The following is a 26,175-nucleotide window of genomic DNA, read 5'->3' as shown; positions in this document are numbered from 1 at the left end:
GAGCGATCATGAGCACCCTTCTCGCCGCCGATCAACCGTCGCTCGTGCGGCGTCACGCACCCGTGCGCAAGTTCTGGTTCGACGAAGAACCGGAACCTCAACGTACGCTTGCAGAAGAACGTCTGCATCGTCAGCAACGTCTTGCGGGCGCATTTCGACTGTTCGCGCAATATGGCTTTGCGCAAGGTCTCGCGGGCCATATCACCGCGCGCGATCCCGAATGGACCGATCACTTCTGGGTCAATCCGCTGGGTCGGCATTTCGGCCGCATGCGCGTGTCCGATCTGCTGCTGGTGAATCGCCACGGCGAAATCGTGGTGGGCGATGGTCCTGTGAATCAGGCTGCGTTTGCCATTCACGCTGCCATTCACGAGGCGCGCCCCGATGTCGTCGCAGCCGCTCACACGCATTCGCTGTATGGCAAGGCATGGTCGACGCTCGGCCGAAAGCTCGATCCGTTGACGCAGGACTCGTGCGCGTTCTACGAAGACCACGCGCTGTTCGATGATTTTCGTGGCGTCGTGCTCGATACGACGGAAGGCGCGCGCATTGCAGATGCCCTCGGGTCGCGCAAGGCCGTGATCCTGAAGAATCATGGCATTCTGACAGCAGGCCCAACAGTCGAAGCAGCTGCATGGTGGTACATCGCGCTCGACAACGCATGCCACGCTCAACTGCTCGCGGAAGCGGCAGGCACGCCGCAGCCGATTCCTCACGACATGGCAGACCTCACGCATCAGCAGGTCGGCCGCGCAAACGGTGCGCGTCATGCATTCGACAGTCTGTATGAAGGGCTGATCGAAAGCGAACGGGAGTTGCTCGACTGATGGCCATTCACAAACTGCGGCACTTTGTCGGCGAGATTGCGGAACTCGTCGATGCCGGCGTCGATGAAGCCGGGCTGCTCGATCAGGCCGCGCTTGCGCTGCGCGAACTGATCCGCGTCGACGACTGGCTGCCCAATGCCTACGCGCAGCCGTCCGTCGAACGCTACCAGCAATTTCTGCTCTACGCCGACGCACGTCAACGCTTTAGCGTCGTCAGCTTCGTCTGGGGTCCGGGCCAGCAGACGCCGATTCACGATCACACCGTGTGGGGACTCATCGGTGTGCTGCGCGGCGCGGAACTTGCCGCACCCTACGCGCGCAACGACGACGGCACGCTATGCGTGGCGGGCGCCGAAGTACGTCTCGAAGCGGGCGATGTCGAAGCGGTGTCGCCCGCCATCGGCGACATTCATCGCGTGCGCAATGCGTACGACGACCGCACGTCCGTCAGCATCCACGTTTATGGTGCGAACATCGGCGCGGTGCGCCGCTCCACGTATCCGCCAAACGAGCGGCCAAAACCCTTTATTTCAGGCTATTCGAACGACACGCTCCCCAACCTGTGGGATCTCAGCAAGGAAATACCTCTTTCATGACGTCATATCCCGTCCGCACGTATGAAGACGTGCGCGAAGCGCTGCTCGCGCGGCGAGAAATCGCGCTGCTCGATGTGCGCGAAGAAGACCCGCACGCACAGGCTCATCCGCTTTTCGCCGCGAATTTTCCGCTGTCGAAGATCGAACTCGACGCGTACACGCGTTTGCCGCGCCGCGACGTGCCCATCGTGCTGTTCGACGCAGGCGAAGGACTTGCGACGCGCGCCGGCGACAAGCTCGCTTCGCTCGGCTACACGCAGATCGCGCTGCTGGCGGGCGGACTCGACGGATGGATTCGCGCCGGCGGCGAAGTGTTCCGCGACGTCAACGTGCCGAGCAAGGCTTTCGGCGAATTCGTCGAAGCGCAGCGGCATACGCCTTCGCTTTCCGCCGAGGCGGTCGGAACCCTGCTTGAAAGCGGTGACGACGTCGTCGTGCTCGACGCGCGCCGCTTCGACGAATATCAGACGATGAACATTCCCGGCAGCATCAGCGTGCCCGGCGCGGAACTCGTGCTGCGCGCGCGAGCGCTCGCGCCGGATCCTAAGACGCGTGTGATCGTCAATTGCGCGGGGCGCACACGCAGCATCATCGGCACGCAATCGCTAGTCAATGCGGGGCTGCCGAACCCCGTCGCGGCGCTGCGCAACGGCACCATCGGCTGGACGCTCGCGGGGCAGACGCTGGAGCACGGCAGCAGCCGTCGGTTCGATGCCGAGGCCGGTCTCGATCAGACGAACCTCGCTGCATCGCGCACCGCAGCGCGCGCGCTCGCCGACCGCGCGGGCGTCCAACGCACGACGGCCGATGAAGCCGCTCGCTGGGCGTCCGATCCGTCGCGCACCACGTATCGCTTCGATGTGCGCACGCCAGCCGAATACGAACGCGCGCATGCACCGGGGTTTCAGGGCGCGCCGGGCGGCCAGCTCGTGCAGGAGACGGACATGTTCGCGCCCGTGCGCGGCGCGCGCGTTGTGCTGTTCGACGACGACGGCGTGCGCGCCAACATGACAGCATCTTGGCTCGCGCAGATGAACATCGACGTCTACGTGATCAATGACGCTGCCGGACAGGAACTCACGGCTAGTGGCCCTTGGCGCAGCACGAAGCCGGAGCCCGCGCATACCCCCGCTTTATCCGCGGAAGAACTCGCCGCGCTGCTCGCCGATCCATCGAGCCGCACCGTGGTGATCGACGTTACGTCGAGCGCGAACCACGTGAAGGCGCATATTCCGGGTGCGCATTGGATTGTGCGTTCGCGCCTGTCGAACGATGTCGACGATCTTCGCGCGCTGCCCGACGCGAAACGTTATGTCGTCACCTGCGCGACCAACGCGCTCGCACCGTTCGCGGCCCCCGAAGTTGCCTCGCTAACGGGTAAGCCCGTGCATGTGCTGGAGGGCGGCACATCAGCGTGGATACGTGCGGGATTTGCGACCGAATCGGGAGACGCCCGGCTCGCTTCGCCGCGTATCGATCGTTATCGTCGTCCGTATGAAGGGACCGACAATGCGCGCGAAGCGATGAACGCGTATCTGGAATGGGAATACGGCCTCGTCGCGCAACTCGATCGCGACGGCACGCATGGGTTTTTCGTGATCTAAGCGCGCCATCAGGCGGCGCGTGACAGACGTGCCGCCGCCTTGAAGCTCTGTTCGACGCTTTCCGCGAGTACGGCGAGCGCGGACTGCATCTTGCCCAACGCGCGCGAACGTACGATCCACACGGCGATTTCAGGTTTGAAGTCGGTGATCTGAACCACGTCGAGGTGCGCTGCATGCACGCTGCTGCGCAGCAAGGGCAGCGGAACCAGCCCCAGGCCAACGCCGTCGGCGACGAGTCCGAGCTGCAATTCTGTGCCGAGCGTTTCGAGGTTGAGCTTCAGCGTGTAGCCTTTCGCCGCGAGAGCCTGCTGCAAGCCCGCGCGAAAACCGCAGCCATCGGGATTCAACACCCAGCCATACGCCTCGCATTCGGCGAGCGCATAAGCACGCTTCTTCATGCTGCCCTTTTGCGCGACCACAGCCAGCTTCAGTTCGCCTAGCGTTTCGCCTGCGAGCGTTTCCTGTAACGCCCGGTTCGTTGGCAGCAGCACGAACGCCGCATCCAGTTCGCCCTCGTCGACCTTCTGCAGCAGCGGGTTGCCCCATCCCGTCGACACCCGCGCCCGCAACTCGGGATGCGCACTGCGCAGCGTATGGAGAGCCTTCAGCATCGCCACATCGGCAACCGTCTGTGCGACGCCGAGGCGCAATACACCCGCGAGTGGCGCGTCGTCCGCGACCAGATGTCTGAGCGCGTCCACCTCGCGCACGATGGCACGGCATTGCTCATACACAACGCGGCCCATCGGCGTCGTCTTCAGCGGCTTCGTGTTGCGATCGAGCAGTTCGACGCCGAGCGCCTCTTCGAAGTTCTGGATGCGGCGCGTCACGGCAGGTTGCGTCAGTGCGAGAGAATCGGCGGCCTGACTCAGCGACTGGCCGCGCACGACGGCAACGAAGGCCTCGATTTCATCGAGTTTCATGGATGATCTTGTCGTTGATTGAAGTGTTGGTGGAGCGACATTAGCGTGCAACCGCCCGCATGCTCAAGCGGTACTTCCCGCTTTCCGTTTTCCTCCCACGCATATTAACAAAGAAGAACAATGCGTTTGCCTTATAAAACCTGCGACCGTATCGTGTGTTCTTATCCAACTACCTCATGCTGCGCTCCCTCATGCACTTTTTTCCCAATCGATTCCTGCAAAGATTTTCCGGCCTTCTGATTTGCGCGATCGTCGCGAGCGCATCGCCTGTCGCGCTGGCGGACACGACGCTGAAAGTCGGCGACCAGCAGTTGCAGACGCGAGGCATACTCGAAGCGTCAGGCCAGTTGAAGGACGTGCCCTACAAGATCGAATGGTTCAACTTCCCTGCTGCGCAACCGCTGGGAGAGGCGCTCAACGCGGGGGCAATCGACGTCGGCGGCCTCGGCGATGCGCCGCTGATCTTCGCGTACGCAGCGGGCGCGCGAGTGCGTGCAGTAGCCGCAACGCGCTCGACGCCGACCGATCTCGCGATCATCGTGCCTGACGCATCGCCCATCAGGACGGCCGCCGATCTCAAGGGCAAGCGCATCGCGACCACGCGCGGCTCAATCGGCCATTACCTCGCGATCGCGACACTCGAACGCGCGGGCATCAAGCTGTCGGATGTATCGCTGCGCTTCATGCAGCCCGCCGACGCAAAAGCAGCGCTCGCGTCCGGCAACGTCGACGCGTGGTCCACGTGGGACCCGTATGTCGCGCTCGCCGAGCAGCGCGATCACGATCGCAGCATCGCGAATGGCGTCAATCTGTCTTCTGGCCTTAGCTTCCAGGCTGCGACCGAAACGTCCATCAAGGACAAGCATGCCGAAATCGCCGATTTCCTCAAGCGCGTCGCGGCCGGCCAGCGGTGGGCGCTCTCGCATCCGGACGAAGTGGCCGCAATGCAATCGAAAGTGACGGGCTTACCGCCCGAAGTGCTGAAGACCGTGTATCAGCGCGCGCAACTGCATCCCGTCGTCATCGACGATGGCCTCATCGCCGAACAGCAAAAGACGGCCGATCTCTATCACCGTGCGGATGTGATCAAGACACCGCTCGATGTCACGAAGAGTTTCGACCGGCAATTTCCGCTCTCCGCACAGTGAACCGACCGACCATGACCAGCCGTCAACCCGAAGCCGCGCTTGCCGATGTAGAACGCGACGCCGATGCGCTCGAAGCACTCGCCGATCTCGACAGTCCGCAAGCCGATGCGTGGCTCGCCGCGCTGACGGCCGAATTCGGCGCAGGCGCCGCCGCGCTCGACGCCGGCCCGATCTTCCCGCACGAGAACCTCGCCCGTCTGCGTCGCGCGGGCCTGCTTTCGCTGACCGTGCCGCGCGCGCTCGGCGGACGCGAAGCCACGCTTGCACAGGCGCTCAAAGTGGTCCGCGCGGTAGCGCGCGGCGAACCTTCGACGGCGCTGATTCTCGTCATGCAATGCCTCTACCATTTGCGCCTGCAAGCCAATCAAAACTGGCCACTCGCGCTGAAACAACGCATTGCGCGCGATGCCGTCGAACGCGGCGCGCTGATCAACTCGTTGCGCGTCGAGCCCGAACTCGGCTCACCTTCGCGTGGCGGTCTGCCCGCCACGGTTGGCCGCAGCGAAGGCAATCATTGGATACTGAGCGGCCGCAAGCTGTATTCGACGGGCAGTCCCGGTCTGACCTGGTTCGCCGTGTGGGGACGCACGGACGAAGCGGCACCGCGAGTCGGCACGTGGCTCGTTCATCGCGACACGCCGGGCATCCGTTTCGGCGAGCCGTGGAATCATCTGGGCATGCGCGCGACGGGCAGCCACGAAGTGATCTTCGATAACGTACGCGTACCGTTCGAGCAGGCCGTCGATCTTCAACCGCCCGGCCCGACCAACGGCATGGACCCGGTGACGAGCCTGTGGATGAACGTGTTGCTGCCATCGATCTACGACGGCGTCGCACGCGCCGCGCGCGACTGGTTCGTGCAGTGGGCGGCGCAACGCGTGCCTTCGGGACTGAACGCCCCGCTATCGACGCTCGACAGTTTTCAGCAGACGGTGGGGCGCATCGATGCGCTGCTGTTCAACAACCGCGTCCTGCTCGATGCAGGCGCAGCCGGCCAGATCGGTACGGTCGAAGCGCCGACCATCAAGTATCTCGTCAGCCAGCACGCTATCGATGCCGTCGAACTCGCACTCGAAGCGAGCAGCAATCCTGGCCTCAGTCGCAACAACGCACTGGAGCGCCACTACCGCGACGTGCTGTGCGCGCGCATTCACACACCGCAGAACGACACCGTGCTCGGCAATCTGGGCCGCGCCGCATTCAACACCACTTCACCCACGAGGAGCGAACCCAGATGAGCGTCGAATTCATCGGCTATGTGAGCCATCAGGAATCGAGCGAGATTCATTTGCCGAAAGGACCTGCGGTCAATCCGCCGTACATTGCCGCCGTCGCGCAAGCGCATGAATATGGCGGCTTCGACCGTGTGCTGATTGCGCACTCGAGCGCGTCGCCCGACGGCTTCCAGATTGCGTCGTTCGTCGCACAGCAGACGAAGCGCCTGGGCATCCTGCTCGCGCATCGGCCCGGCTTCGTCGCGCCGACGCTCGCCGCGCGGCAACTCGCGACACTCGATCACTTCAGCGCGGGACGCGCCGCCGTGCACATCATCTCGGGCGGCGACGACGCGGAGCAGCAGCGCGATGGCGATTATCTGTCGCACGCTGACCGGTATCGGCGCACCGACGAATATCTCGATGTGGTCAAGCGCTCCTGGACCAGCGATCAACCGTTCGATCACGATGGCGCGTTTTACCGCGTGACGGGCCACAAGTCGCAGATTCGCCCGTTGCAGCGGTCTCATTTGCCGGTGTATTTCGGCGGATCGTCCGAGCCGGCGATCGAGGTCGCGGGCAAGCACGCCGACGTCTACGCGCTGTGGGGCGAGTCGCTCGCGGCCGTCGAAGAGACCATCGCGAAGGTGCGCAAAGCCGCCGCGCGCTATGGCCGCGAACAGCATGTGCGTTTCAGCCTGTCTCTGCGTCCCATCATCGCCTCCACCGAAGACGCCGCATGGGCGCGCGCCGAATCCATTCTCGAGCGCGCGAAAGACATTGTCGCCACGTCGCCGAATTTCACGCGCCGGCCGAAGAACCCGCAGAACGTCGGCTCGCAACGGCTGCTCGCCGAAGCTGATAAGGGCAATGTCGTCGATACGCGACTGTGGACCGGCATTACCGCGCTCACGCGTGCGGCGGGCAATTCGACGTCGCTGGTCGGCACGCCGCAACAGGTGGCCGACGCGCTGCTCGAATATCACAAGCTCGGCGTATCGACCTTCCTGATTCGCGGCTTCGATCCGCTCGAAGATGCGCTGGCGTATGGCCGGGATCTGTTGCCTGTGGTGCGCGCCGCCGTCGCGCGCGAAACGGCACCCGCTTGATTATCTCTCTCATGCAACCGACGCGCGCCTGCTAACCAGGCGCGCGTCGCGGCTTTTTGCACGTCAGGCAAGCACGTCCGAAAACACACGCGCCGCGAAACGATCCGAATTGGTACCGTCGTTCAACACACCGACCGATTTCAGATCGTCGGCATAGAGCGCGATTTCCTTCTTGAACGCATCGCCCACCGGATGATGGTGGTCCGTATGGCTCTTGAGCATCGCCGTCAGTTGCTCGACATTCGCGCCCGGCGCGTTCGGCGCGAAGATCGCGGCGGCCTGCGCGGGGTTGTTCGCGGTCCACTCGGTCGCTTCGAGCAAGGCCTGAGTCAGCGCTTGCGCCGTCGCGCGGTCCTTGCGGATCAGCGAGCCGCGCACGCCCAGCACGCAGCACACACGGTTCGCGTACTCGCCGCACAGGTTGTTCGACACTTCCTGCAAATGGTCGCCTTCGCGCAAGGTCCAGATGGTCGGGTCGCCATCGGCGATCGCCTGCACTTCGCCCTTTTTCAATGCTTCGCCAAGCAGCGGAGCGGGATATTGACGCCAGTGCACATCGTTGTCCGGGTCGACGCCGATCTTTTTTAGCGTGACCGCGAAGAAATTCTTCGCGGGGCTCGCCATGTCGCTCACGCCGACCGTGCGTCCCATAAGCCCCTGAAGATCGACGATACCCGACGCCTTCGTCGCGAGCAGTCTCATGCAGCCGCCGTGAATGCCCGCCGTCAGTTTCACGTCGAAGCCCTGTTCAAGCGGTTTGATCCAGCGCAGCGCCATGCCGACGCCTGCATCCGATTTGCCGGTTGCGATCGCTTCGAGCAGCTGGTCGGTCGAGCCTGCGAAGTTGACCAGTTCAACTTGCAAGCCATGCTTGCGGAAAAAACCCTGCTTCTCCGCGACCGGCACGGGCGCGGTGCAGATCGCCGACGCGTTCCATGAAAGCTTGAGCGGCTTCAGCGCTTCGTCAGCCGATGCGCGCACGCCCGGCAGTCCGAACGCCGCGCCGCCCAGGGCAGCCGCGCCGGCGGCCCACGCGGTGTTGCGCAGCCACACGCGGCGCGCGGCGTTCGATGGCTGATTGTCGTCGGTATGGTTCATCGTGTTGCTTCCCTGTGCTTGAGTGGATGGTCTATGGCCGCGTCTGCGCGCGGGCTACGTTTCGAGGCCCAGCAGCCCCAGTACATCGCGGCGCAACGACACCAGCGCGGGATCGTCGCGATGGCGCGGATACGGCGCGTCGTTGCGAACCTCGGAAACGATGCGCGCCGGCCGTTCGCTCAGCACGATCACGCGGTTCGCGACGTACAGCGCTTCCTCGACGTCGTGTGTGACGAGCAGCACGGAAAACCTTTCCGCCTGCCACAGCCGCACGAGTTCCGCCTGCATGCGGATACGCGTCAGCGAATCGAGCTTGCCGAACGGTTCGTCGAGCACGAGAAGGCGCGGGTTATTGACCAGCGCGCGCGCGAGTGCCGCGCGCTGCGCCATCCCCCCCGACAGTTGATGCGGAAACGCGTTCGCAAACGCGGACAGGCCGACCGTCTGCAGCGCTGCGTCGATACGTTCCGCGGTTTCGCGCTTCGCCTGATCGCCGCGTGCTTTGCGCTGCGCCTGGGGACCGAGCCCGACGTTGTCGCGCACGGTGCGCCACGGAAACAGCGTCGGGTCCTGAAACACGACGACGCGCGACGGATCGGGACCAGCGATCGCTTCGCCGTCTGCGTGGATCTCGCCGCGCGCGGGCGCATCGAGGCCGGCGACGAGCCTCAGCAACGTCGATTTGCCGCAGCCGCTAGCGCCAAGCAGCGCGACGAACTCGCCGGGCTCGACCGTGAGGCTGATGTTGTCGAGCACGGGCAGCGCCTCGCCGCGCAGCGTGAATTGATGGCTGACCTCGCGCACATCGACTCGCGTGCCTCGCCGCGCGTGAGCGGACGAGGCCTGCCGAAACGACCCGGAAAACGATTGAGACAGAGAAGCGGCTACCATTTGAGCAATCCTTTTTGCCATGTCAGCAGACGGTCACGCACGCGAAACAGCAACGTGATGAGCCCCGAGCACATCAGCGCCATCACGAGCAGCGCGGCGTACATGTTCGAATAGGCGGCCCAGCCCTGCGCCCATTGCAGATACCAGCCGAGGCCCGCTTTCACGCCCATCATCTCCGCGATGATCAACACCGCGAACGACGCGCCCAGACCCATGAACAGCCCGACGAATACAGAAGGCAACGCAGCCGGAATGGCGACGCGAAGAATCAGGAACGATGGCCGCGCGCCGAGAGTGCGGGCCACGTCGTAATACGCGGAACTCACGCTCGCTACACCGGACCATGTGAGCACGGCGACCGGGAACGCGGCAGCGAGTGCGATCAGGAACACGCTTGCACTGAAGCTCGACGGGAAAAAGAAGAAGGCGAGCGGCAGCCACGCGGTGGCGGGCAACGGACCCACAAGGCGCAGGATCGGATGAAGCCAATACCCCACCGCCTTCGACCAGCCGATGCTGACGCCGATCACGAAGCCCGCCAGCGCGCCGCACACGTAGCCATACGCGAGCAACACGAACGAGTGGCCGACGCTCGACGCGAGTCTCGGCAGATCGTCCGCATAGACGGCGAGCAATGCTTGCGGGGGCGCGAAGAACGGACGCGGCAGCCATTCGAGCTGCGCGGTGACCACTTCCCATGCCGTCAATCCGATAGACAGCGCCAACAGCCAGGGCGCCGCGTTGAGCCACGCCTGCACGCGCAGACGCTTTGCGCTTGCCGCGTGTGTCGAGGCGTTCACTCTCCAGCCCGCCACGCCGATACCCGCCGATAACACCGCGAACAGCAGCTTGAGGATCAGCAGTTCACGCGTGTATGGCCAGTCGTCGAGTGCGGGCCACCATTGCGTGATCGCCGCGCCGCCGAGCCATCCAAGCGCGGCGAGCCCGGACACGATCAGCTTGGGGTCGTGCCGCGCAGTGCTCGCGGCATCGGCGGCAAGATTGGCCCGAGGGAAAGTTTGTGTTTGCGTGGACATGTCGCGCTCCGTCAGTCGAGGTCATGCGCTGGCAAGATGGGTTTCCGAGATCGCGCGCACGTCGATCCGGCGTGGCAGGATCGCGTCGCGGTTCGCGCTGTCGGCTACTTTTTGCAGCGCTTCGATGTCCGCGTTGGTGACGAAGTGCTGCTTCAGCGAAGCGCGCTGCGTGATCTGCTTCGCGGCGTCGAGTGGCGAGCGCGTGAGCGTCGCGTAGATCTGCGCATAGGCATCGGGGTTCGCAAGGGCCCAATCGCCGGCGCGTTGATAGCGCTTCAGGACATCGGCAATCGCCGCGCGTTTGCGCGGGTCCGTCAGTGAGTTGCCCGACGCAGTGATGAAGCCGAGGCCGCTGTTGATCCCGCTGCCGTCGCGCAGCACCCGGCCGCCGCGCTGCACGGCGATTCCGTAGTACGGGTCGAAAGTCGCCCACACTTCGATCGAACCGGACGCGAAGGCGGCGAACGCGTCGACCGGCAGAATGAAGCGCACGTTGACGTCATCTTTTGATAAACCCGCTTCCGCCAGCGCGCCATAAAGCTGGAACTGCGAAATGTTGCCGCGCGCCGACGAGACGAACACCGTGCGCCCCTTGAGGTCGGCCACGGTGCGAATAGTCGAATTCGGGCTCACCAGAATGCCGAGTTGCGCGCCCGACCCGACGCGGGTCGCCACGATTTTCAACGACGGGTCGCCCACTGCCGCGGCGAGCACTGGCAAGTCGCCCGCAGGCGCGAGATCGACGGCGCCCGCGCGTTGCGCTTCGAACAAGGGCGCGGCGCCCTGGAAGTTAGCCCAGCGGTATGCGTAAGGTGCGCCGTCCAGTACATTCGATGCTTCGATCAGCGCCCGCGTGCCGCCGGCCTGATCGCCGAGCACCAGCGTTACGCCGTTGCTTGCCGTGCTCGCGTTTGGACTGGCCGCGGACACGCTTTGCCCACGTGCCGCGGCGGCCACTGCGGCGAGCGGCGCTGCAGTGAGCGCACGCAACACGCGTCGCCGCGTGGAAAAAGACGCTGGAACGGAAGGGGTCATAAGTCCTCGCCGAAGATAGTCAGCACAGAGTAGCGAGGAAGGACCCGCGTGAGAATTATTCGATTTCGATATGTTTATATTTATTCAATATTTATGTTTTGCATGTCAGCACCGCATCAATAGGTGAGTGCGCGTCCAGCGCGTGATGCGATGCCACGTTCGGGGGAGACGTGGCTTATCCGGGAATAGGAGCCGTCGCGACGCGGATCGGATCACGCGGGCTCGGTCGTTACGCCCCAGGTGAGGGTGCCGCCCGGAACCGGCTTCTTCGACGCGCTTTGCAGCGCCTCTTGCACGGAGTCCGCCTCTCTGCACGCAGCCAGCGATCCGACTGCCCCGGCAATCGCGAGCGCCCAGAAAAAATACCGCAACGACCTGTCCGTTCCTTTGATCATTTTTCGCCCAATCGACGAAATGGGCATCTATCTCATCAAGCGCACGCGGTAAGCTCAACGATGTATATGGGCTAAGCGTGGCAGCGCGTCGACCATAAGCTAATTCTGCGCACCCGAAGACTTATGCCGTTCAATGAACACGAGCCAGCAATTCGAAACTCGCGTCCTGATCGGCGGTAGGCTGCCGGTCGCGCCCCCAGCCAATCGCGCGACGGTACTGACCGAATTCGACCGGACGCACTTCCCCCTTCCGCAACGGCTCGACTTGCGGCGCGACGAAGAGCGCATCTTCCGGGCAATACAGTTCGCACATGAAGCACGTCTGGCAATCGCTCTGACGCTCGATACGGGGCGGTTCGTTCGGCACGACCTCGAACACGTTGACCGGACACGCGCGCACGCAGATATTGCAGCCGGTGCAGCGCTCGCTATCGACAATCTCGATCATGCGGCAACTCCTTTGACGAAATCCGCCGAGCGTCGTGCATCCAGTCTTTCGACCCACACTCTGTCCAGTCCGCTGCTCAACAACCGTTCGCGCTGCGCCGGGTCCGGCGTCGCATGCTCCTTCCTCCGATGCATGCCGCGCGTCTCGGTGCGTTGCAACGCGCTGCGATACATCCAGCGCGAGGTTGCCAGCATCGCTGCCGCCTCGCGCGCGCGCACGGCTTCCTGTGCGCTGCGTGCTGGAGCCGCGCGGCGTACCCGCTGCCATAGCGTGTCCAGCCGCGTCAGCGAGTCTTCGAGCAGCGCGCCGTCGCGCGTCCAGTTGCGTTGCGTGGGAAACACTTCCTGCTGCACGCCGCGGATGACTTCATCGGCGTCATAAGGCGCACTGCCGCCGCCGTCGCGCAGCGCCACGCCTCCGGCGCGCACGACGCATGTTGAGCGCGTAGCGCCCCGTCGTGAGCGCGCATAGTCCGCTGCGCCCGCGCCGGCCCAAAAGCCGGACGACATCGCCCACGCCGCGTTATGGCTGCCGCCTCCGGTAAAGCCGCCGCAGATGAGCTCGCGCGTGGCCGCATCGCCAGCCGCATACAAGCCCTCGGCGGACGTCGCGCAGGACTCGTCGATCAGATGCAGACCACCGGTTCCACGCACCGTGCCTTCGAGGCGCAGCGTAACGGGAAACCGCTGCGCGAATGGGTCGATGCCCTGACGGTCGAACGGCAGAAAGAAGTTGGGCTGCGCCTTGCGCATCCATGCGCGGACCTGTTCGTCGGCGCGATCGAGGCGCGCGTACACCGGCTGGCTCTCCAGTACCTGAGCGATCACACCGCGCCCATGAGACGATCCCGCGCCGGGAATCGCCGATCCGTCGCGATAGTAGAAAGTCGCCCAGTTGTAAAACAGCGATTTGGTCACCGACGAAAACGCGGGCCCAAGTCCATACGCATTCGAGAACTCCATGCCCGACAGAACCGCGCCCACTTCGGCGGCCATCAGCTGGCCGTCGCCCGTCAACACGTTGCAGCCGAGCGCGTTGCTGAGAAACGCGCAGCCGCCCGTCGCGATCACCACTGCGCCCGCGCGCGCGAGCCACGGCTCGCCCGCCTGACGATCGATACCCGCAGCACCCGACACCGTGCCGTCCTCGTCGATCAGCAATTCGAGCGCGGGGCTGTGGTCCAGGATGCGCACGCCCGCCTCCTTGACGCGCTTGCGCATCAGCCGCATGTACTCAGGCCCTTGCAGCGACGTGCGCCGCTCGGTGCCGGTTTCGTCGAGCGGGAACGGATAGCCCCACTCCGCGAGTTGCTGCACGTTCAGCCAGGTCTGCTCCAGCACGCGATCCATCCACGACTGGTCCGCGAGTTCGCCGCCGAGCTTGAAGCGGCTCGCTTTCGCGGCAGCGCGCGATGTCCCGTCCGGCGGCACATACCAGACGCCGGTGCCTGCTGGCGCGGTCGCGCCCGACGTGCCGCAGAAGCCTTTGTCCGCAAGCACGACTTGCGCGCCGCGCGCGGACGCGCTGATCGCCGCCCACGCGCCGGCGGGACCGCCGCCGATCACGAGCACATCGGCATCGTGCCGCGTGCCCTTATCCGCGTGAGTGACCCTGGGCGCACCGCTTCTCGCCGGATTGTCCGTCATGAAAATGCATCTCCTGTGATGACCGTTGCCATTCCCTCACGAAGCCAAAGCGCGCTCAGCGCTCGCCCTTCCAGGCCGTGAGCCGCCGCTCCGCAAGCAACACCGCGTGATTGAAGACGAGCCCGAGCAGCGCGAGCGTGACGATGCCCGCGTACATCTTCGGAATCTCGAATGTGAATTGCGAATAATTGACGAGGTAGCCGAGCCCCGCCTTCGCGCCGACCATCTCGGCGGCGATCAGCACGAGAATCGAATAGGCCGCCGCGACGCGTATGCCGGTGAACACAGCCGGGACCGATGCTGGCAATACGACTTTGCGAAACAGTTGCACCGGCGTGAGTCCCATCGACAACGCCGAGCGGATCAGGAGCGGATCGACGTTGCGCACGCCGCTCACGGTGTTGAGCATGACAGGCCACACGCACGAATAGACGACCATCGACACCTTCGAGGTCTCGCCCATTCCCAGCACCAGCACGAACACCGGAAGCAGCGCGAGCGGCGCGGTATTGCGAAACAGTTCGAGCAGCGGATCGAGCATTTCGGCCAGCGTTCGATACCAGCCAATCATTAAACCGAACGGCACGCCAACCGCGACTGCGATCGTGAACCCCGCGAGCGCTCGCGACGCGCTGGCGAACAGGTGTTGTTCAAGCTCGCCCGAACGCAGCATCTCGATCAGCGCGCCAAGCACCGTCGAAAAAGGCGGCAGAAACGTCGCGTCGATCCAGCCAGCACGCGGCAGAATCTCCCACAGCGCACAGAACGCGACGATCACGACACCGCCGCGCAGCACGCGCGACAATGTCGATACGAGACCAGTGGCCCACGAGCCAGCCGACAAAAAGCGGGTGGATAACGTACTCATCTTCGTTCGGGCTCCAGGTTCAGGCCGCATGCGCGACCGCCGCGCGCGAGACCGCGCGCGGCTGATGCGTCAGTTGCCAGATCTCGTGTCTCAGCTGCACGAACTCAGGTTTGGAGCGCAGGTCTTCATTCAGGTCGAGCCGCTCCAGATTCACGTCGAGCGCATGCGTGACACGTCCCGGCGCTGCCGCCATCACCAGCACGCGCTGCCCGAGATAGATCGCCTCATCGATCGAATGCGTGATGAACACGATCGTGGTGCCCGTGCGTTGCCAGATCCGCAGCAGTTCGTCTTGCAGTGTCTCGCGGGCCTGAGCGTCGAGCGCGGCAAAGGGCTCGTCCATCAGCAGCACGTCGGGCTCGAATGACAACGCGCGCGCGATCGCAACACGCTGCTTCATCCCGCCCGACAGTTCATGCGGATAGCGGTCGCCGAAACCGCTCAGGCCCACGAGTCCGAGGAATGCGCGAGCCTTCTCCGTGCGCTCCGGTTTCGGCACGCCTTTCGCCGCGAGGCCGAACTCGATGTTGCCGAGCGCGGTCTGCCACGGAAACAGCGCGTACTGCTGAAACACCACGCCCCGGTCGAGACCCGGCCCTTCGACCGCGCGGCCATCGACGAGAATCTGTCCACGGTCGGGCTTCGCCAATCCCGCGATCAGATCGAGCAGCGTAGTCTTGCCGCAGCCGCTGGGTCCGACGAGCGTCACGAACTCGCCAGCGGCCACGTTGAACGACACGTCCTCCAGCACGCTGAAGTGTCCGCGCCGCTTCAGATGAAATCCTTTCGTGACGTTGCGCACGCCGATTGCAGCACCCATCGCAGGCCTCGGAAGTCGACGCGATAGCGCCCTAGTGGGACGCCACCGACTGATTGAACGGATTGAACTGGTTCGAGTAGATGCTCTCGGCTTTCACCTGGTTCTGCTTCAGCACGCCGTTTTTCACGTACCAGTCGATGTATGTCGTGAAATCGTTCGCGTCGATCAAGCCGCCCTTGCCGCCGACGCCCGCCGACTTCCAGTAATCGACGATCGTCGTATCCTCGTTGCGATGCCGCGCTTCGACGATCTTCTTCAGACGCGCGACCACTTCGGCGCGCGGCGTGGTCTTCGCCCATTCGATCGCGCGCGCCGTGCCATCGACGAACTTGCGCACCGTGTTCGGGTTCTGCGCGATGAAGCGATCCGTGAACAGATAACTCGCGTAGCCGAACGAGCCGAACAGTTGATAGTCGGTGACCAGCAGCGTGGCGCCGCCTTGCGCGAGCTGCTTGTCCTTGATGATGTCTTCGAGGAACACCGCGTCGAGCTGCTTCTGCTTGAGAAGCTGCGCGAGGTTGACCGGCGGCGCGGCGACGAACACTACCTTGTCGATTTCATCTTTGGACAACCCCGCTTTCTCCAGATACGCCGTCACCAGGTATTGCTCATACGCACCCGGCGTATTGACGCCCACCTTGTGCCCGATCAGATCGCGCGGACCATGAATCGGACTGCCCTGCAACACGAACAGTCCGCCGTTGGTGTCCTTGTCGGTGCCCACGTACGAAATCACGGCCTTCACAGGCGCATGCGCGGCCACCAGCTTCACGATAGATCCGTTGAACGCGCCGCCGAAATCCACGTCTCCGGTTACTGCGGCCTGAATGTCCTGCGGTCCGCTGATCGTATTGCCGACCCACTTCAGCTTGATCGGCGCGAGATAGCCCAGATCCTCGGCAAGCTCGGGATACAGCACCTTGCTCGCCCAGCCCTGATAGCGCAGTTCGAGCTTTTCAGGAGTCTGCGCAAACGCAGACGCGCCGCAAAACAATCCGCCCGCGATCAGCGACGCCAGGTAGAAGATCCATGTGACACGCTGCCGCCAGCGTCGAGCCGTTTGCTTCATGTTCCGTTTCTCCGTGATCCAATGCCGAAGGCCGAGCCCCAGTTAGAAAACCCCGTCGTGCTCCAGCGTGATGCGGTGAATGCGCCGCCGCGCCGAGCCGTAGTCGCGCGCCGCGTAGTGTTGGACCTGACGGTTGTCCCAGATCGCGACGTCGCCGGCTTTCCACTCGAAGCGCGCCTGCACTTCAGGCGTCTTGATCAGGTCGTATAGATAGTTCAGCAGGCTCTGACTCGCCGTCTTCGAAACACCGAGCAGATGGCTCGTATGTCCTTCGTTGACGAACACCAGCTTGCGGCCGTTTTCAGGGTGCGTTTTGATCACCGGCACTTCGATCGGCGGAAACTTTTGCGAAGCGTCGCGCACCCGTTCGAGCCCGGCCTGAACGTTGTCCTCGCTCGTTCCCTCGGGAATGTCGTAGCCGCTCAACAGGTCCGCAAGCGCATGCTTTTTCGGCGAAGCGATGAACGTGTTGACCGCTTTCAGTTTCTCGAAGTAGCGGGCCAGATCGGGATCCAGCAAGTCGTAGACTGCCGCCGACGAGGTCCAGATCGTGTCGCCGCCGCCCCCTTCGGGAATCTCCTGTGCGTGAAGGACGGTTGCCTTGGGCGGCTGTGCCTGCCATGAAACATCGACGTGCCAGTTGTCGGTGCCGCCGGATTGCGTCTTCTCGCTATGGGCGATGACCTCGATCTCCGGGAAGCCCGCGACGGCCGGCAGATAGATGTTCTTGCGAATGGGCGTGCCGAAGATGCGTGCCAGCGCGACATGCTGCTCGGGCGTAAGCTCCTGCTCGCGAAAAAAGATCACGCCGTGATCCACGAGTGCCTGCCTCACGGTTCGCTGGTTGGCGTCGCTGAGCGGTTGGGACAGGTCGACGTTTTCGATGACTGCGCCGATAAGCGGTTTGTATCGGCGCACGCGAATGTCCTGATGTGCTGCGGAGTGCGGTTGCTGAACCTCGAGTACTGAACTCATGGCTTCCTCCTTATGGGATCGATGGCGGACTCCATGAAAGCAGAGCGCGCACGGCATCGGCAACCAACGATTCCGCGCATGAATATGTGACGGATAGCGATTCGTTTAGTCGGCGCGGTCATACTAGGTTCGAACCAAAGTTTCTTTCCGTGCGGGCGATGCGTTGCCTATAGTGAAAGATTCGCTGTTTCGATAGCGCTCGATGGTTGCGCTGGCTACAGCGTCGCAATACGTGTTCGAGCGGAACAAGGATGACAAGCCGCGCCGCGGAGGCGCGATGTGACACAATCGGCAAGGGCTGCCGGTCGGCATGTTTGGCTAATAGATGTGGGCAGGCCGGAGACTGTCCGGCGACGCAAGTGCGGTACTTCGCCAGTCTAATGGACTAAAGAACGCGCGGCGCTCAGGTGGGAAAGAAGCGATTGGCAGGCCGTGGCAGCCCGAGATATTCGCGCAGCGTCGCGCCCACGTATTCACGACGAAACAGCCCGCGCCTCCGAAGTTCAGCGCGGCATCGGGATTGGACGTCGTGACGACGTTCCAGCCTGCCCGCCCGCCGCTGATGCGATCGAGCGATGCGAAGCGCCGCGCGACATGGTAAGGGGCGTCGAAGGTGGTCGAGGCGGTGGCGACCAGGCCCATCTTCTCCGTTACCGCGGCCAGTGCGGACTGGATGGATGCCGACCGCGCAGTCACGCTCGTCGGCGAAGCGTGCTCATGTCTCGCGCTTCGCCGAATGCGTTGTTGGGCTGGACCGCGGCGAAGGCGTTACGCGCCCGAGGCGCTCCGTTGCTGCCGTGTCCAGGTTGCGCCGCGGGATACCCGAACCATGCGAGGTTAGCGCCGCAGCACAATGAACGATAAGGGAATTTGCGACGACGGTGAAGGAAGCGAATCTTCAATGGCTATCGTGGCGTGTCAGCTATGCGTCGCGCTTTGTGCGGCGCTCATGGAGCGATCGCCGTGCTTGCCGCCCGCGCATTTCACACGCGAGGAAGCGGCGGCCGTTGCTGGCCGCCGCCTGTTTCAGCGTCGCGATGACAGCCGCCGCACCACCGACACCAGCGCATCGATCTCATCGCACGTGTTGTAGAACGCGAGCGACGGCCGCACCGTTGCCTCGACACCGAAGCGACGCAAGATCGGCTGCGCGCAGTGATGCCCGGAGCGCACCGCGATGCCCTCCTCGTTGAGCGCCTTGCCCACCTCTTCGGTTTCGTAGCCCTTCAGCACGAACGACAACACGCTGGCCTTGTCGCGCGCCGTGCCGATCAGCCGCACGCCCGGCACCGGTTGCAGCACGCTCGTTGCGTACGCGAGCAGATCGTGTTCATAACGCGCGATATTCTCGATACCAATGCGCTGAACGTAATCGATCGCCGCACCCAGGCCCACCGCATCGGCGATATTGCCCGTTCCCGCTTCGAAGCGGTTCGGCGGCGGCTGGAACACCGTGCGTTCGAACGTCACGTCCGCGATCATGTTGCCGCCGCCTTGCCACGGCGGCATGTCTTCGAGTATCGCGCGCTTGCCATACACCACGCCGATGCCGGTCGGACCGAATACCTTGTGGCCCGAAAACACGAAGAAATCCGCGTCGAGCGCCTGCACATCCACACGCATGTGCGATACCGACTGCGCGCCATCGACCAGCGCCTTCGCGCCCGCACGATGCGCAAGCTCGACAATCTCCCTGACCGGCACCACGGTGCCCAGCGCGTTCGACACCTGCGTGACCGAGACGATTTTTGTCCGGTCATTCAGCAGCCGACGGTATTCGTCGAGCAAAACCTGCCCGCTGTCATCGACCGGAATCACCCGCAGCTTCGCGCCGGTCTGCGCGGCAAGCTGCTGCCACGGCACGATGTTCGCGTGATGCTCCAGATGCGACACGATGATCTCGTCGCCTTCGCCAACGTTCTGCACGCCCCACGTCTTCGCGATCAGGTTGATCGCTTCGGTGGTGCCGCGCACGAAGATGATCTCCTCCGGCGATGCCGCGCCGATGAAGCGCTGCACCTTGCTGCGCGCCGCCTCGTAGGCATCGGTCGCGCGGCCGGCCAGAGCATGCGCCGCGCGATGGATGTTCGAGTTTTCGTGTGCGTAGAAATACGCGAGCCGGTCGATCACCGCCTGCGGCTTGTGCGTCGTCGCGGCGTTGTCGAACCATACGAGTTGCCGGCCGTTAACGCGCTCCTGCAGAATCGGAAAGTCGCGGCGAATCGCATTCACGTCGAACGGTGGATGCGCCGCGCTTGCCGCCTGCGGGACGTTCTGCGCGCCATGAAGCGACTGCCCCGGCGTGCGAGAACGATCCTGCATATTCAGGAAATAGTGTGACGGGCTCGCGGGTTGCGCCGCTGCGGGTGAAGCAGCCGCCCGGTCATACGGAAAGCGTTGTTCGACAAGCGGCCCGTCAACAGCAGGCAAGCCGAGCGATTGCGCGGTCACTTCCTGCCAGCCCGGCACGACGATCTCCGGCGGCACGGCGGAAGTCTCTCGCGAGTGCGTCGCATCGCCGAGGAAGTAGTAAGGCGAAGCCGACTGCCTTGCCAGCGCTCCACCGCCGCCCTGACGCTGCGCGCCCTGTCCTTCCGGCACACCCAGCGCGGCGCTGCCAAAAGGCGGATCGAGCGCGGGCGCTACCGTCACCACGTTATCGGGCAAGCCGTTCTGAGCCGCCGCATGCGGCACCAGCGCGGGCGCGCGATGCCCCAGCGACAGAACGTGCGTCGGCGCGGAAGGCAGCAGGTTGCCGCCCGGCACGTGACCTTGCGGCAACGCCGCGCCCGGGATGCCGGTGCCCGTGCCTCCGGGTCCCGCGAGCGGCGACCCAGCCGGAGCTGGATTGCCGAGCTCGCTGGTCACGGGCGCGGTGAACGGCTGCGTGCCCGCGAGACCCGGCGTTGCCGACGTATCGGGCGCATTGCCCGGCAGCGCCGAGAAGAACGCGTTAGCGAGCGACGCCAGAAGCGCGGGGTCGGGCAATCCCGCTGGAGGACCGTCAGGCACTTCGTGCGGCGGGACGTTGTCCATCGGCTTACTTGTAGGTGTCTGGGTAGTCATGGTACTTGCCGATCTCCACGTCATCGAGAACCGCCAACGCGTCCGGCGAATGCACGGCGAGCGAGCAATAGAGCGAGATCAGATACGACGCGATCGCATGATTGTTGATGCCCATGAAGCGGACCGACAGCCCCGGACCCTGCTCGCCCGCGACACCCGGCTGGAACAGGCCGACCACGCCCTGGCGCTTGTCGCCGACGCGCAGCAGCAGGATCTTGGTCTTGCCGTCCGCAACCGGCACCTTGTCCGACGGAATCAGCGGAATACCGCGCCACGTCAGGAACTGCGAGCCGAACAGACTGATGGTGGGCGGCGGCACGCCACGGCGAGTGCATTCACGGCCGAACGCGGCGATCGCGAGCGGATGAGTGAGGAAGAACGCGGGCTCTTTCCAGACCTTCGTGAGCAGCTCGTCGAGATCGTCCGGGGTCGGCGCGCCGGTCAACGGAAACACGCGCTGTTCTTCAGCGACGTTGGCGAGCAGACCGTAATCGGGATTATTGATGAGCTGGCTTTCCTGCAGCTCCTTGATCGTTTCGATCGTGAGGCGCAGTTGCTCCTTGATCTGATCGTGCGGGCTGCTGTACAGATCCGAGACCCGCGTATGCACATCCAGCACCGTGCTGACCGCATTGAGAAAGTACTCGCGCGGCGCTTCCTCGTACGGCACAAAAGTGCGCGGCAATGCGCTCTCATCTTCACGCGCGGTGCAGGCGGCCACCACCGCTTCAGGATTCTTCACCTGGTTCAGACGATAGATGCCTGCCTCGACCGGCAGCCACTGCAGCAGGTGCGTGAGCCAACGCGGCGTGATCGTCGCGAGTTGCGGAACGGTTTTGGTGGCATTAGCTAGTTGCCGTGCTGCGGTATCGCCGAGCGCCGTCAGGCCGCCCACTGTTGCTGTCATCTGTTGCTCCGGGGTTGTTAGATGAAAATCGGGAAAGCTTATGAGCGGAACAGATTATCGAGAGCCAACCCCGGCCCTTCAACATGCTATAGACAGCAACGTTCGATCTAACGCAGCGAAGCGGGATCGACCTCCGCAGTTGCAGCGGCAGGATTGAGCAGACGTTCTATCGGCACCTGAAACGCGCGCGCGAGTTTGTCGACCGTGACGATAGATGCGATCGCGGCACCGCGTTCAATCTCGCCGACATAGGAGCGGTTCAGTTCGGCGTACTCGGCCAGTTGCTCCTGCGACCAGCCATAAGTCTCATCCGTCTGACCGCCGCGCCGAATTCCCTGACGAGGCCGCTCATCGCGCTGCTCCCGTCACGAGAGGTTCGTCCTCCCGCTGCGCGCGTGACGTGCGTTCGCCCGGCACGGCAACGCCGGTGCCTTCATTGCGCGACACCGCCTGCGTCACGTGCGACCCCGGCGCGACATCCTGCGTGAGCCACACATTGCCCCCGATCACCGAACCCCGGCCGAGCGTCACGCGTCCGAGTATGGTTGCGCCCGCGTAGATCACCACGTCGTCCTGGACGATCGGATGACGCGCGTGCCCCTTCTCCAGGTGCCCTTGCGCGTCGCGAGGAAAGCGCTTGGCGCCGAGCGTCACCGCCTGATAGACGCGCACCCTCTCGCCGATCACGGCCGTCTCGCCGATCACCACGCCGGTGCCGTGATCAATGAAGAACGCCGCGCCGATCTTCGCGCCGGGATGAATATCGATCCCGGTCTGCGCATGCGCATGCTCGGCAACGATCCGCGCCAGCAGCGGCAAACCGAGTCCGTACAATTCGTGCGCGATGCGGTGGTGAATCATCGCGAGCACGCCCGGATAGCACAACAGCACTTCATCGACGCTGCCCGCCGCGGGGTCGCCATGAAACGCGGCGAGAACGTCGCTGTCGAGCAGCGTGCGGATCGCCGGCAAGCGCGTCGCGAACGCGCGCACCGCGACGCTTGCCTGCGCTTCCACCACGGCCGCGGGCGGTGGGTCGTGCCGGGTGCGGTAGTGCAACTCCAGCCGCGCCTGCGCCAGTAGCGCATGCAAGGCCGCGTCGAGCGCATGCCCGACGTAGAAGTTCTCGCTCTCCTGCCGCAGATCGGCGGGCCCGAGACGCATCGGAAAAAGCACACCCTTCAGCGTATCGACGATGTCCGCGAGCGCTTCGCGCCCCGGCAACTCGCGCCCGCCTGGTTCGAGCGAACGCTTCTGCACTTCACGCCACTGCTGGCGCACCGTCTGAAGCGCCTGAACTATTTCATCGACGTCGAACACTGCCACAGCGTTGACTCCCCATAAAGTGCAGCGCGGACCGTTTCAGGTGCATCAGTCCTGAATCCACGGCAGGCCGTGAAAACGCCAACCATTGCTGGCGCCGCGCCGTTGCGCGTCGTCCAGCTCTCCTTCGAAACCTTCCAGCACGTTGAAAACCCGCGTGAAGCCCGCTTTCGCGGCAGCCTCGGCCGCCAGCGCGGAGCGGTTGCCGCTGCGGCACAGCAACAGCACGACCGCATCCTTGCCGGTCTTCGCTTCAAGCTCGCGCACGAAGCGCGGATTGCGCGTCAGGCTCGTGCCAGTTGCCCATGCAACATGCAGACTGTCCGGCACGAGTCCGACGAATTTGCGTTCCTCGGCAGTGCGCACGTCCACGAGGACTGCGGCGCCGGCCTGAACGAGTGCCCACGCGTCTTGCGGCGGCACGCCGCCCGCATAGGACAGGCCCGCTTCGGCAGCGCGTGCGCGGGCGCTTTCGAGCAGCGCGTCGGTGGATCGTTCTGCGAGTTCAAGCGTCATGACGTCTCCTTCGATATAGCGCGATTCCTTACGCGCTGTTTCTAGACAATGGCGAATGCAACCGCCTATAGCCATCAGGAGACACTATGAGAGATCGGCGACCGAAGCCGAACCAATTTATTTTCATTTCTAAAGAAGCATCGGTTTAGTCGCTGCGACTTACGGAAACGCTGCTTGCCATTCAATCCGGCGGCAGATCGTGCGGCACGACAAACATGCCCGGCGTGTATTCCAAATGGAAATAGCCGCCGCGCGCATACGCCGCGATCCGCTCCGCCGATTGCGCGCGCTTGTCTGGCGCGCGTAGTCCGTCGGAACGCTCATCGGACTGTGCCGATGAACGCTTCGCATAACGCTGCCGCAAGGTCCGCACGGGACGCAGCAGCCCACTCGGGAAAATTGCCGTGGCCATGCGACCTCCAATCGATCCATTGCTCTATGGACTCAATCTAGCGTTCGCATAAAAGAACGGCAAACAAGGTTTGATGGATTGGATTTCACTACGCGTATCAAACGCTAATCTTTTCTGGACGATCGAACGTCGCCGCGTTCCGAGGCCTTCGAATCAACAACGTCGATCACGCTTTTTCCGGCGACGCCGCGGCACTCTTCGACGCCATCGCAGGGGCATTCGTTTCACTGCGTCGAAACGCATTCGCGCCGCTATGCAAATGCCAAATCAATATTGGCGCGCGCGGCAAGCCGCTGACGATAATCAGGCGCATCAGTCTCTCTTCTCGCGGCAACCCGTCCAAGGAGCATTGATATGACAGCAGCTGTTGACACTCAAGCGGAAAGCGCGCTCTCGCGGCTCAGACACGCCAATAATGACGCCCTTCCCGACGACATCGAGCGGCTCGTGCAATCGCATGACGGCGATAACTGGATTCGCGCGCTCGCATTGAATCCGGACACCACCCGGCGCTTCGTCCGTTACTTCGAACAACTGTTTGGCGCGACAGGCGGGAAGCTCCCGCTCGTCGAACGCGAACTGATCGCGGTCGTTGTCTCCACGACCAACCGCTGCGGTCTGTGCGCGCTTCATCACACTCACGCACTGGGCGCCGCGCTCGACGATCCGGCAAAAGCACGCCGCATTGCCACGGACCTTCATTTCGCGGGGCTTTCGTCGCGTGAGCAGGCACTCGCCGATCTTGCGATCAAGGTGACGCAAGACCCGCGCAGCGTGAATCAAAAAGATTTCGAGCGGCTGCGTGGCGAAGGCCTTTCCGAGCCGGCCATTCTCGAAGCTGTTGAAACGGCGTCGTGGTTCAACCACACGAACCGCATTTTCATTTCGCTGGGCGTCGTCCCCGACGACAAATACTTCGCTTGAACAATCGTCGTATGGGAGAAGGAGAAAATCACTGTGAGCACAGTCAGTACGGCACTGGAACCCGACCTATCCGCCCCCACGAATAACCAAGCGCAAGCCGCCAACACATCCAGTTCGTTGCTCTCTGAAGCGCTGCTCGATCGCATCGGTACGCGCGCGGCGCTATACGATCGTGAGAACCGCTTCTTTGCCGAAGACCTCGACGAGCTGAAACAGGCGGGATTTCTGCGTGCGAGCGTGCCAGTCGAGTTGGGAGGCTTGGGGCTTACATTGCCCGAATTCATCCAGCAGCAGATCCGGCTCGCGGGACGTGCGCCCGCCACGGCGCTCGCGTTGAACATGCATCAATACTGGATCGGCGCGGCGCTGCATTTGCGGCGGCTTAGCGACAACTCCGCGCAATGGATTCTTACCGAGGCCGCAGCCGGCAAGGTCTTCGCCGCTGGCCACGGTGAACCCGGCAACGATCTGGGTCTCGCCCACTCGTTCGTGAAGGCGACGCCGCTCGCCGACGGCAGCTACCGCTTCGACGGCCGCAAGATTTTCACGTCGCTGGCTCCCGTTTGGGACTGGCTCGGCGTTCACGGTCTCGACGACTCGGACCCCGCGCATCCTAAGATCGTGCATGCGTTTATCGAGCGCAGCGCGCCGGGTCATCGCACGGTCAAGACATGGGACGCGCTCGGCCTGCGCGCGACGCAAAGCGACGATACCCTGCTGGAGGGCGCGGTGGCGCGCAAGGATCGCGTAATTCGCGTGCTGCCTGCCGGACCGCCGAACGATCCGTTCGTCGACGGCATTCTCGGCGCCGTCCTGCCGGGGCTGGCCGCCGTGTACTACGGCGCGGCAAAACGTGCGTTCGCTCTCGCGCTTGCGTCCGCCACCACGCGCTCATCCGCCGCATTGCAGGGCAGGACCTACGCATACAAGCCTCTCACGCAGCGCAGCGTCGCCGAGGCGTCGATCGAACTCGACAGCATCGAGGCATTACTGGAACGCGTCGCCGATAGATGGTGGTCCGGCTACCCGGAGCCCGAACCGTGGATCGCGAAACTGCTGGCCGCGAAACAGCACGCGGTGGATGGCGCGCTGCGCGTCGTGAACCTTTCGCTGCAAATTGCCGGGGCCGGCGCGTTGGCGCGGCGTGCGGAACTGGAACGGCTATATCGCGATGTACGTGCGGGCGCATTCCATCCGCCTAAGGCTACGCTGAACAAGCAGCTGAATTTGCGACGTGTCGGCGATGTAGAGGTGTTCAGGTCGTGAAGCCGACCGTCATCCTTTGGTTTTTGGCCCTTGCGGGCATTGCACGCGGGCGTTTTGC

25 protein-coding genes and 2 pseudogenes are annotated in these 26,175 nt (G+C 63.8%); 9 read left to right on the top strand and 18 right to left on the bottom strand.

Annotated elements, in window-relative coordinates; genetic code table 11:
- The first annotated feature begins 8 nt into the window (after window positions 1–8).
- Genes ACLFKU_RS04475 through ACLFKU_RS04465 form a run of 3 tightly spaced genes read left to right on the top strand, consistent with a single transcriptional unit; the run spans window position 9 to window position 3,027 of the window.
- Window positions 9–827, top strand: a complete 819-nt coding sequence (locus ACLFKU_RS04475) for a class II aldolase/adducin family protein (RefSeq protein ID WP_410848290.1) — start codon at window positions 9–11, stop codon at window positions 825–827.
- A complete protein-coding gene (locus tag ACLFKU_RS04470) occupies window positions 827–1,423 on the top strand; it encodes a cysteine dioxygenase (RefSeq protein WP_410848289.1) in 597 nt (198 codons plus the stop codon). The genes ACLFKU_RS04475 and ACLFKU_RS04470 overlap by 1 nt, the downstream gene beginning before the upstream one ends.
- Window positions 1,420–3,027, top strand: a complete 1,608-nt coding sequence (locus tag ACLFKU_RS04465) for a rhodanese-related sulfurtransferase (RefSeq protein ID WP_410848288.1) — start codon at window positions 1,420–1,422, stop codon at window positions 3,025–3,027. Before ACLFKU_RS04470 ends, ACLFKU_RS04465 begins: the two co-directional genes overlap by 4 nt.
- An 8-nt stretch (window positions 3,028–3,035) precedes the next feature.
- Here the strand turns inward: ACLFKU_RS04465 and ACLFKU_RS04460 are convergent, their stop codons facing one another.
- Complete coding sequence (locus ACLFKU_RS04460) at window positions 3,036–3,950, bottom strand: LysR substrate-binding domain-containing protein (RefSeq protein ID WP_410848287.1); 915 nt, start codon at window positions 3,948–3,950, stop codon at window positions 3,036–3,038.
- Window positions 3,951–4,141: 191 nt separating this feature from the next.
- Between ACLFKU_RS04460 and ACLFKU_RS04455 the strand changes: the two genes are divergently transcribed.
- The 3 genes from ACLFKU_RS04455 to ACLFKU_RS04445 are packed head-to-tail and all read left to right on the top strand — an operon-like array spanning window position 4,142 to window position 7,421.
- Complete coding sequence (locus ACLFKU_RS04455; protein ID WP_410848496.1) at window positions 4,142–5,098, top strand: ABC transporter substrate-binding protein; 957 nt, start codon at window positions 4,142–4,144, stop codon at window positions 5,096–5,098.
- An 11-nt stretch (window positions 5,099–5,109) separates the two neighbouring features.
- On the top strand, window positions 5,110–6,336 hold the full coding sequence (locus tag ACLFKU_RS04450) for an acyl-CoA dehydrogenase family protein (RefSeq protein WP_410848286.1): 1,227 nt from the start codon (window positions 5,110–5,112) through the stop codon (window positions 6,334–6,336).
- On the top strand, window positions 6,333–7,421 hold the full coding sequence (locus ACLFKU_RS04445) for an LLM class flavin-dependent oxidoreductase (protein WP_410848285.1): 1,089 nt from the start codon (window positions 6,333–6,335) through the stop codon (window positions 7,419–7,421). Before ACLFKU_RS04450 ends, ACLFKU_RS04445 begins: the two co-directional genes overlap by 4 nt.
- Before the next feature lie 63 nt (window positions 7,422–7,484).
- Here the strand turns inward: ACLFKU_RS04445 and ACLFKU_RS04440 are convergent, their stop codons facing one another.
- The 4 genes from ACLFKU_RS04440 to ACLFKU_RS04425 are packed head-to-tail and all read right to left on the bottom strand — an operon-like array spanning window position 7,485 to window position 11,482.
- Window positions 7,485–8,519, bottom strand: coding sequence for an ABC transporter substrate-binding protein (locus ACLFKU_RS04440; RefSeq protein WP_410848284.1), 1,035 nt, complete (start codon window positions 8,517–8,519; stop codon window positions 7,485–7,487).
- 54 nt (window positions 8,520–8,573) lie between these two features.
- Complete coding sequence (locus ACLFKU_RS04435) at window positions 8,574–9,410, bottom strand: ABC transporter ATP-binding protein (protein ID WP_410848283.1); 837 nt, start codon at window positions 9,408–9,410, stop codon at window positions 8,574–8,576.
- On the bottom strand, window positions 9,404–10,447 hold the full coding sequence (locus ACLFKU_RS04430) for an ABC transporter permease (RefSeq protein ID WP_368581767.1): 1,044 nt from the start codon (window positions 10,445–10,447) through the stop codon (window positions 9,404–9,406). The genes ACLFKU_RS04435 and ACLFKU_RS04430 overlap by 7 nt, the downstream gene beginning before the upstream one ends.
- 21 nt (window positions 10,448–10,468) lie before the next feature.
- Window positions 10,469–11,482, bottom strand: a complete 1,014-nt coding sequence (locus ACLFKU_RS04425; RefSeq protein WP_410848282.1) for an ABC transporter substrate-binding protein — start codon at window positions 11,480–11,482, stop codon at window positions 10,469–10,471.
- Between the two features lie 246 nt (window positions 11,483–11,728).
- Between ACLFKU_RS04425 and ACLFKU_RS04420 the strand changes: the two genes are divergently transcribed.
- Window positions 11,729–11,929, top strand: a complete 201-nt coding sequence (locus ACLFKU_RS04420) for a hypothetical protein (protein WP_410848281.1) — start codon at window positions 11,729–11,731, stop codon at window positions 11,927–11,929.
- A 78-nt stretch (window positions 11,930–12,007) separates the two neighbouring features.
- Here the strand turns inward: ACLFKU_RS04420 and ACLFKU_RS04415 are convergent, their stop codons facing one another.
- The 13 genes and pseudogenes from ACLFKU_RS04415 to ACLFKU_RS04355 all read right to left on the bottom strand — a co-directional run bounded on the left by ACLFKU_RS04415 (window position 12,008) and on the right by ACLFKU_RS04355 (window position 23,927).
- Window positions 12,008–12,325, bottom strand: a complete 318-nt coding sequence (locus tag ACLFKU_RS04415; RefSeq protein ID WP_410848280.1) for a 4Fe-4S binding protein — start codon at window positions 12,323–12,325, stop codon at window positions 12,008–12,010.
- Window positions 12,322–13,971, bottom strand: a complete 1,650-nt coding sequence (locus ACLFKU_RS04410) for an FAD-dependent oxidoreductase (RefSeq protein WP_410848279.1) — start codon at window positions 13,969–13,971, stop codon at window positions 12,322–12,324. Before ACLFKU_RS04410 ends, ACLFKU_RS04415 begins: the two co-directional genes overlap by 4 nt.
- A gap of 55 nt (window positions 13,972–14,026) precedes the next feature.
- Complete coding sequence (locus ACLFKU_RS04405; RefSeq protein WP_410848278.1) at window positions 14,027–14,839, bottom strand: ABC transporter permease; 813 nt, start codon at window positions 14,837–14,839, stop codon at window positions 14,027–14,029.
- 19 nt (window positions 14,840–14,858) lie between these two features.
- Window positions 14,859–15,659: an ABC transporter ATP-binding protein gene (locus ACLFKU_RS04400; RefSeq protein WP_410848277.1), complete on the bottom strand. Its 801-nt coding sequence runs from the start codon at window positions 15,657–15,659 to the stop codon at window positions 14,859–14,861.
- A 31-nt stretch (window positions 15,660–15,690) separates the two neighbouring features.
- A complete protein-coding gene (locus ACLFKU_RS04395; RefSeq protein ID WP_410848276.1) occupies window positions 15,691–16,728 on the bottom strand; it encodes an ABC transporter substrate-binding protein in 1,038 nt (345 codons plus the stop codon).
- A 42-nt stretch (window positions 16,729–16,770) separates the two neighbouring features.
- Window positions 16,771–17,703: a TauD/TfdA dioxygenase family protein gene (locus ACLFKU_RS04390; RefSeq protein ID WP_368581759.1), complete on the bottom strand. Its 933-nt coding sequence runs from the start codon at window positions 17,701–17,703 to the stop codon at window positions 16,771–16,773.
- Between the two features lie 495 nt (window positions 17,704–18,198).
- Window positions 18,199–18,441: pseudogene (locus tag ACLFKU_RS04385) on the bottom strand (LLM class flavin-dependent oxidoreductase); the annotation flags it as partial.
- A gap of 288 nt (window positions 18,442–18,729) precedes the next feature.
- Window positions 18,730–20,769, bottom strand: coding sequence for a family 2A encapsulin nanocompartment cargo protein cysteine desulfurase (locus tag ACLFKU_RS04380; RefSeq protein ID WP_410848275.1), 2,040 nt, complete (start codon window positions 20,767–20,769; stop codon window positions 18,730–18,732).
- Window positions 20,744–21,676: a family 2A encapsulin nanocompartment shell protein gene (locus ACLFKU_RS04375; protein WP_410848274.1), complete on the bottom strand. Its 933-nt coding sequence runs from the start codon at window positions 21,674–21,676 to the stop codon at window positions 20,744–20,746. The genes ACLFKU_RS04380 and ACLFKU_RS04375 overlap by 26 nt, the downstream gene beginning before the upstream one ends.
- Window positions 21,677–21,783: 107 nt before the next feature.
- Window positions 21,784–22,028: pseudogene (locus ACLFKU_RS04370) on the bottom strand (helix-turn-helix domain-containing protein).
- The gene (gene epsC, locus ACLFKU_RS04365; RefSeq protein WP_368581756.1) at window positions 22,025–23,002 is read right to left on the bottom strand and encodes a serine O-acetyltransferase EpsC; all 978 of its coding nucleotides are present in this window, start codon (window positions 23,000–23,002) and stop codon (window positions 22,025–22,027) included. The pseudogene ACLFKU_RS04370 and the gene epsC overlap by 4 nt, the downstream one beginning before the upstream one ends.
- Before the next feature lie 45 nt (window positions 23,003–23,047).
- Window positions 23,048–23,515: a rhodanese-like domain-containing protein gene (locus tag ACLFKU_RS04360; protein WP_410848273.1), complete on the bottom strand. Its 468-nt coding sequence runs from the start codon at window positions 23,513–23,515 to the stop codon at window positions 23,048–23,050.
- A 181-nt stretch (window positions 23,516–23,696) separates the two neighbouring features.
- A complete protein-coding gene (locus ACLFKU_RS04355; protein WP_410848272.1) occupies window positions 23,697–23,927 on the bottom strand; it encodes a hypothetical protein in 231 nt (76 codons plus the stop codon).
- Between the two features lie 354 nt (window positions 23,928–24,281).
- Between ACLFKU_RS04355 and ACLFKU_RS04350 the strand changes: the two genes are divergently transcribed.
- The gene (locus ACLFKU_RS04350) at window positions 24,282–24,851 is read left to right on the top strand and encodes a peroxidase-related enzyme (RefSeq protein WP_368581753.1); all 570 of its coding nucleotides are present in this window, start codon (window positions 24,282–24,284) and stop codon (window positions 24,849–24,851) included.
- A 33-nt stretch (window positions 24,852–24,884) separates the two neighbouring features.
- Window positions 24,885–26,117 (top strand): acyl-CoA dehydrogenase family protein, encoded by a 1,233-nt coding sequence (locus tag ACLFKU_RS04345; protein WP_410848271.1) that lies wholly within the window; start codon window positions 24,885–24,887, stop codon window positions 26,115–26,117.
- The last annotated feature ends 58 nt before the right edge of the window (window positions 26,118–26,175 follow it).

This window comes from Paraburkholderia sp. EG304 (assembly GCF_046543485.1).
Classification (GTDB): Bacteria; Pseudomonadota; Gammaproteobacteria; order Burkholderiales; family Burkholderiaceae; genus Paraburkholderia; species Paraburkholderia youngii.
The sequence above is the reverse complement of the archived record's forward strand: the minus strand, read 5'-3'. Positions and strand labels throughout refer to the sequence as shown.

What these genes read in the sequence shown, in the direction of transcription:
- ACLFKU_RS04475 (WP_410848290.1), top strand. Translation starts at nt 9, where the DNA reads ATGAGCACCCTTCTCGCCGCCGATCAACCGTCGCTCGTGCGGCGTCAC.
- ACLFKU_RS04470 (WP_410848289.1), top strand. Translation starts at nt 827, where the DNA reads ATGGCCATTCACAAACTGCGGCACTTTGTCGGCGAGATTGCGGAACTC.
- ACLFKU_RS04465 (WP_410848288.1), top strand. Translation starts at nt 1,420, where the DNA reads ATGACGTCATATCCCGTCCGCACGTATGAAGACGTGCGCGAAGCGCTG.
- ACLFKU_RS04460 (WP_410848287.1), bottom strand. Translation starts at nt 3,950, where the DNA reads ATGAAACTCGATGAAATCGAGGCCTTCGTTGCCGTCGTGCGCGGCCAG.
- ACLFKU_RS04455 (WP_410848496.1), top strand. Translation starts at nt 4,142, where the DNA reads ATGCACTTTTTTCCCAATCGATTCCTGCAAAGATTTTCCGGCCTTCTG.
- ACLFKU_RS04450 (WP_410848286.1), top strand. Translation starts at nt 5,110, where the DNA reads ATGACCAGCCGTCAACCCGAAGCCGCGCTTGCCGATGTAGAACGCGAC.
- ACLFKU_RS04445 (WP_410848285.1), top strand. Translation starts at nt 6,333, where the DNA reads ATGAGCGTCGAATTCATCGGCTATGTGAGCCATCAGGAATCGAGCGAG.
- ACLFKU_RS04440 (WP_410848284.1), bottom strand. Translation starts at nt 8,519, where the DNA reads ATGAACCATACCGACGACAATCAGCCATCGAACGCCGCGCGCCGCGTG.
- ACLFKU_RS04435 (WP_410848283.1), bottom strand. Translation starts at nt 9,410, where the DNA reads ATGGTAGCCGCTTCTCTGTCTCAATCGTTTTCCGGGTCGTTTCGGCAG.
- ACLFKU_RS04430 (WP_368581767.1), bottom strand. Translation starts at nt 10,447, where the DNA reads ATGTCCACGCAAACACAAACTTTCCCTCGGGCCAATCTTGCCGCCGAT.
- ACLFKU_RS04425 (WP_410848282.1), bottom strand. Translation starts at nt 11,482, where the DNA reads ATGACCCCTTCCGTTCCAGCGTCTTTTTCCACGCGGCGACGCGTGTTG.
- ACLFKU_RS04415 (WP_410848280.1), bottom strand. Translation starts at nt 12,325, where the DNA reads ATGATCGAGATTGTCGATAGCGAGCGCTGCACCGGCTGCAATATCTGC.
- ACLFKU_RS04410 (WP_410848279.1), bottom strand. Translation starts at nt 13,971, where the DNA reads ATGACGGACAATCCGGCGAGAAGCGGTGCGCCCAGGGTCACTCACGCG.
- ACLFKU_RS04405 (WP_410848278.1), bottom strand. Translation starts at nt 14,839, where the DNA reads ATGAGTACGTTATCCACCCGCTTTTTGTCGGCTGGCTCGTGGGCCACT.
- ACLFKU_RS04400 (WP_410848277.1), bottom strand. Translation starts at nt 15,659, where the DNA reads ATGGGTGCTGCAATCGGCGTGCGCAACGTCACGAAAGGATTTCATCTG.
- ACLFKU_RS04395 (WP_410848276.1), bottom strand. Translation starts at nt 16,728, where the DNA reads ATGAAGCAAACGGCTCGACGCTGGCGGCAGCGTGTCACATGGATCTTC.
- ACLFKU_RS04390 (WP_368581759.1), bottom strand. Translation starts at nt 17,703, where the DNA reads ATGAGTTCAGTACTCGAGGTTCAGCAACCGCACTCCGCAGCACATCAG.
- ACLFKU_RS04380 (WP_410848275.1), bottom strand. Translation starts at nt 20,769, where the DNA reads ATGACTACCCAGACACCTACAAGTAAGCCGATGGACAACGTCCCGCCG.
- ACLFKU_RS04375 (WP_410848274.1), bottom strand. Translation starts at nt 21,676, where the DNA reads ATGACAGCAACAGTGGGCGGCCTGACGGCGCTCGGCGATACCGCAGCA.
- ACLFKU_RS04360 (WP_410848273.1), bottom strand. Translation starts at nt 23,515, where the DNA reads ATGACGCTTGAACTCGCAGAACGATCCACCGACGCGCTGCTCGAAAGC.
- ACLFKU_RS04355 (WP_410848272.1), bottom strand. Translation starts at nt 23,927, where the DNA reads ATGGCCACGGCAATTTTCCCGAGTGGGCTGCTGCGTCCCGTGCGGACC.
- ACLFKU_RS04350 (WP_368581753.1), top strand. Translation starts at nt 24,282, where the DNA reads ATGACAGCAGCTGTTGACACTCAAGCGGAAAGCGCGCTCTCGCGGCTC.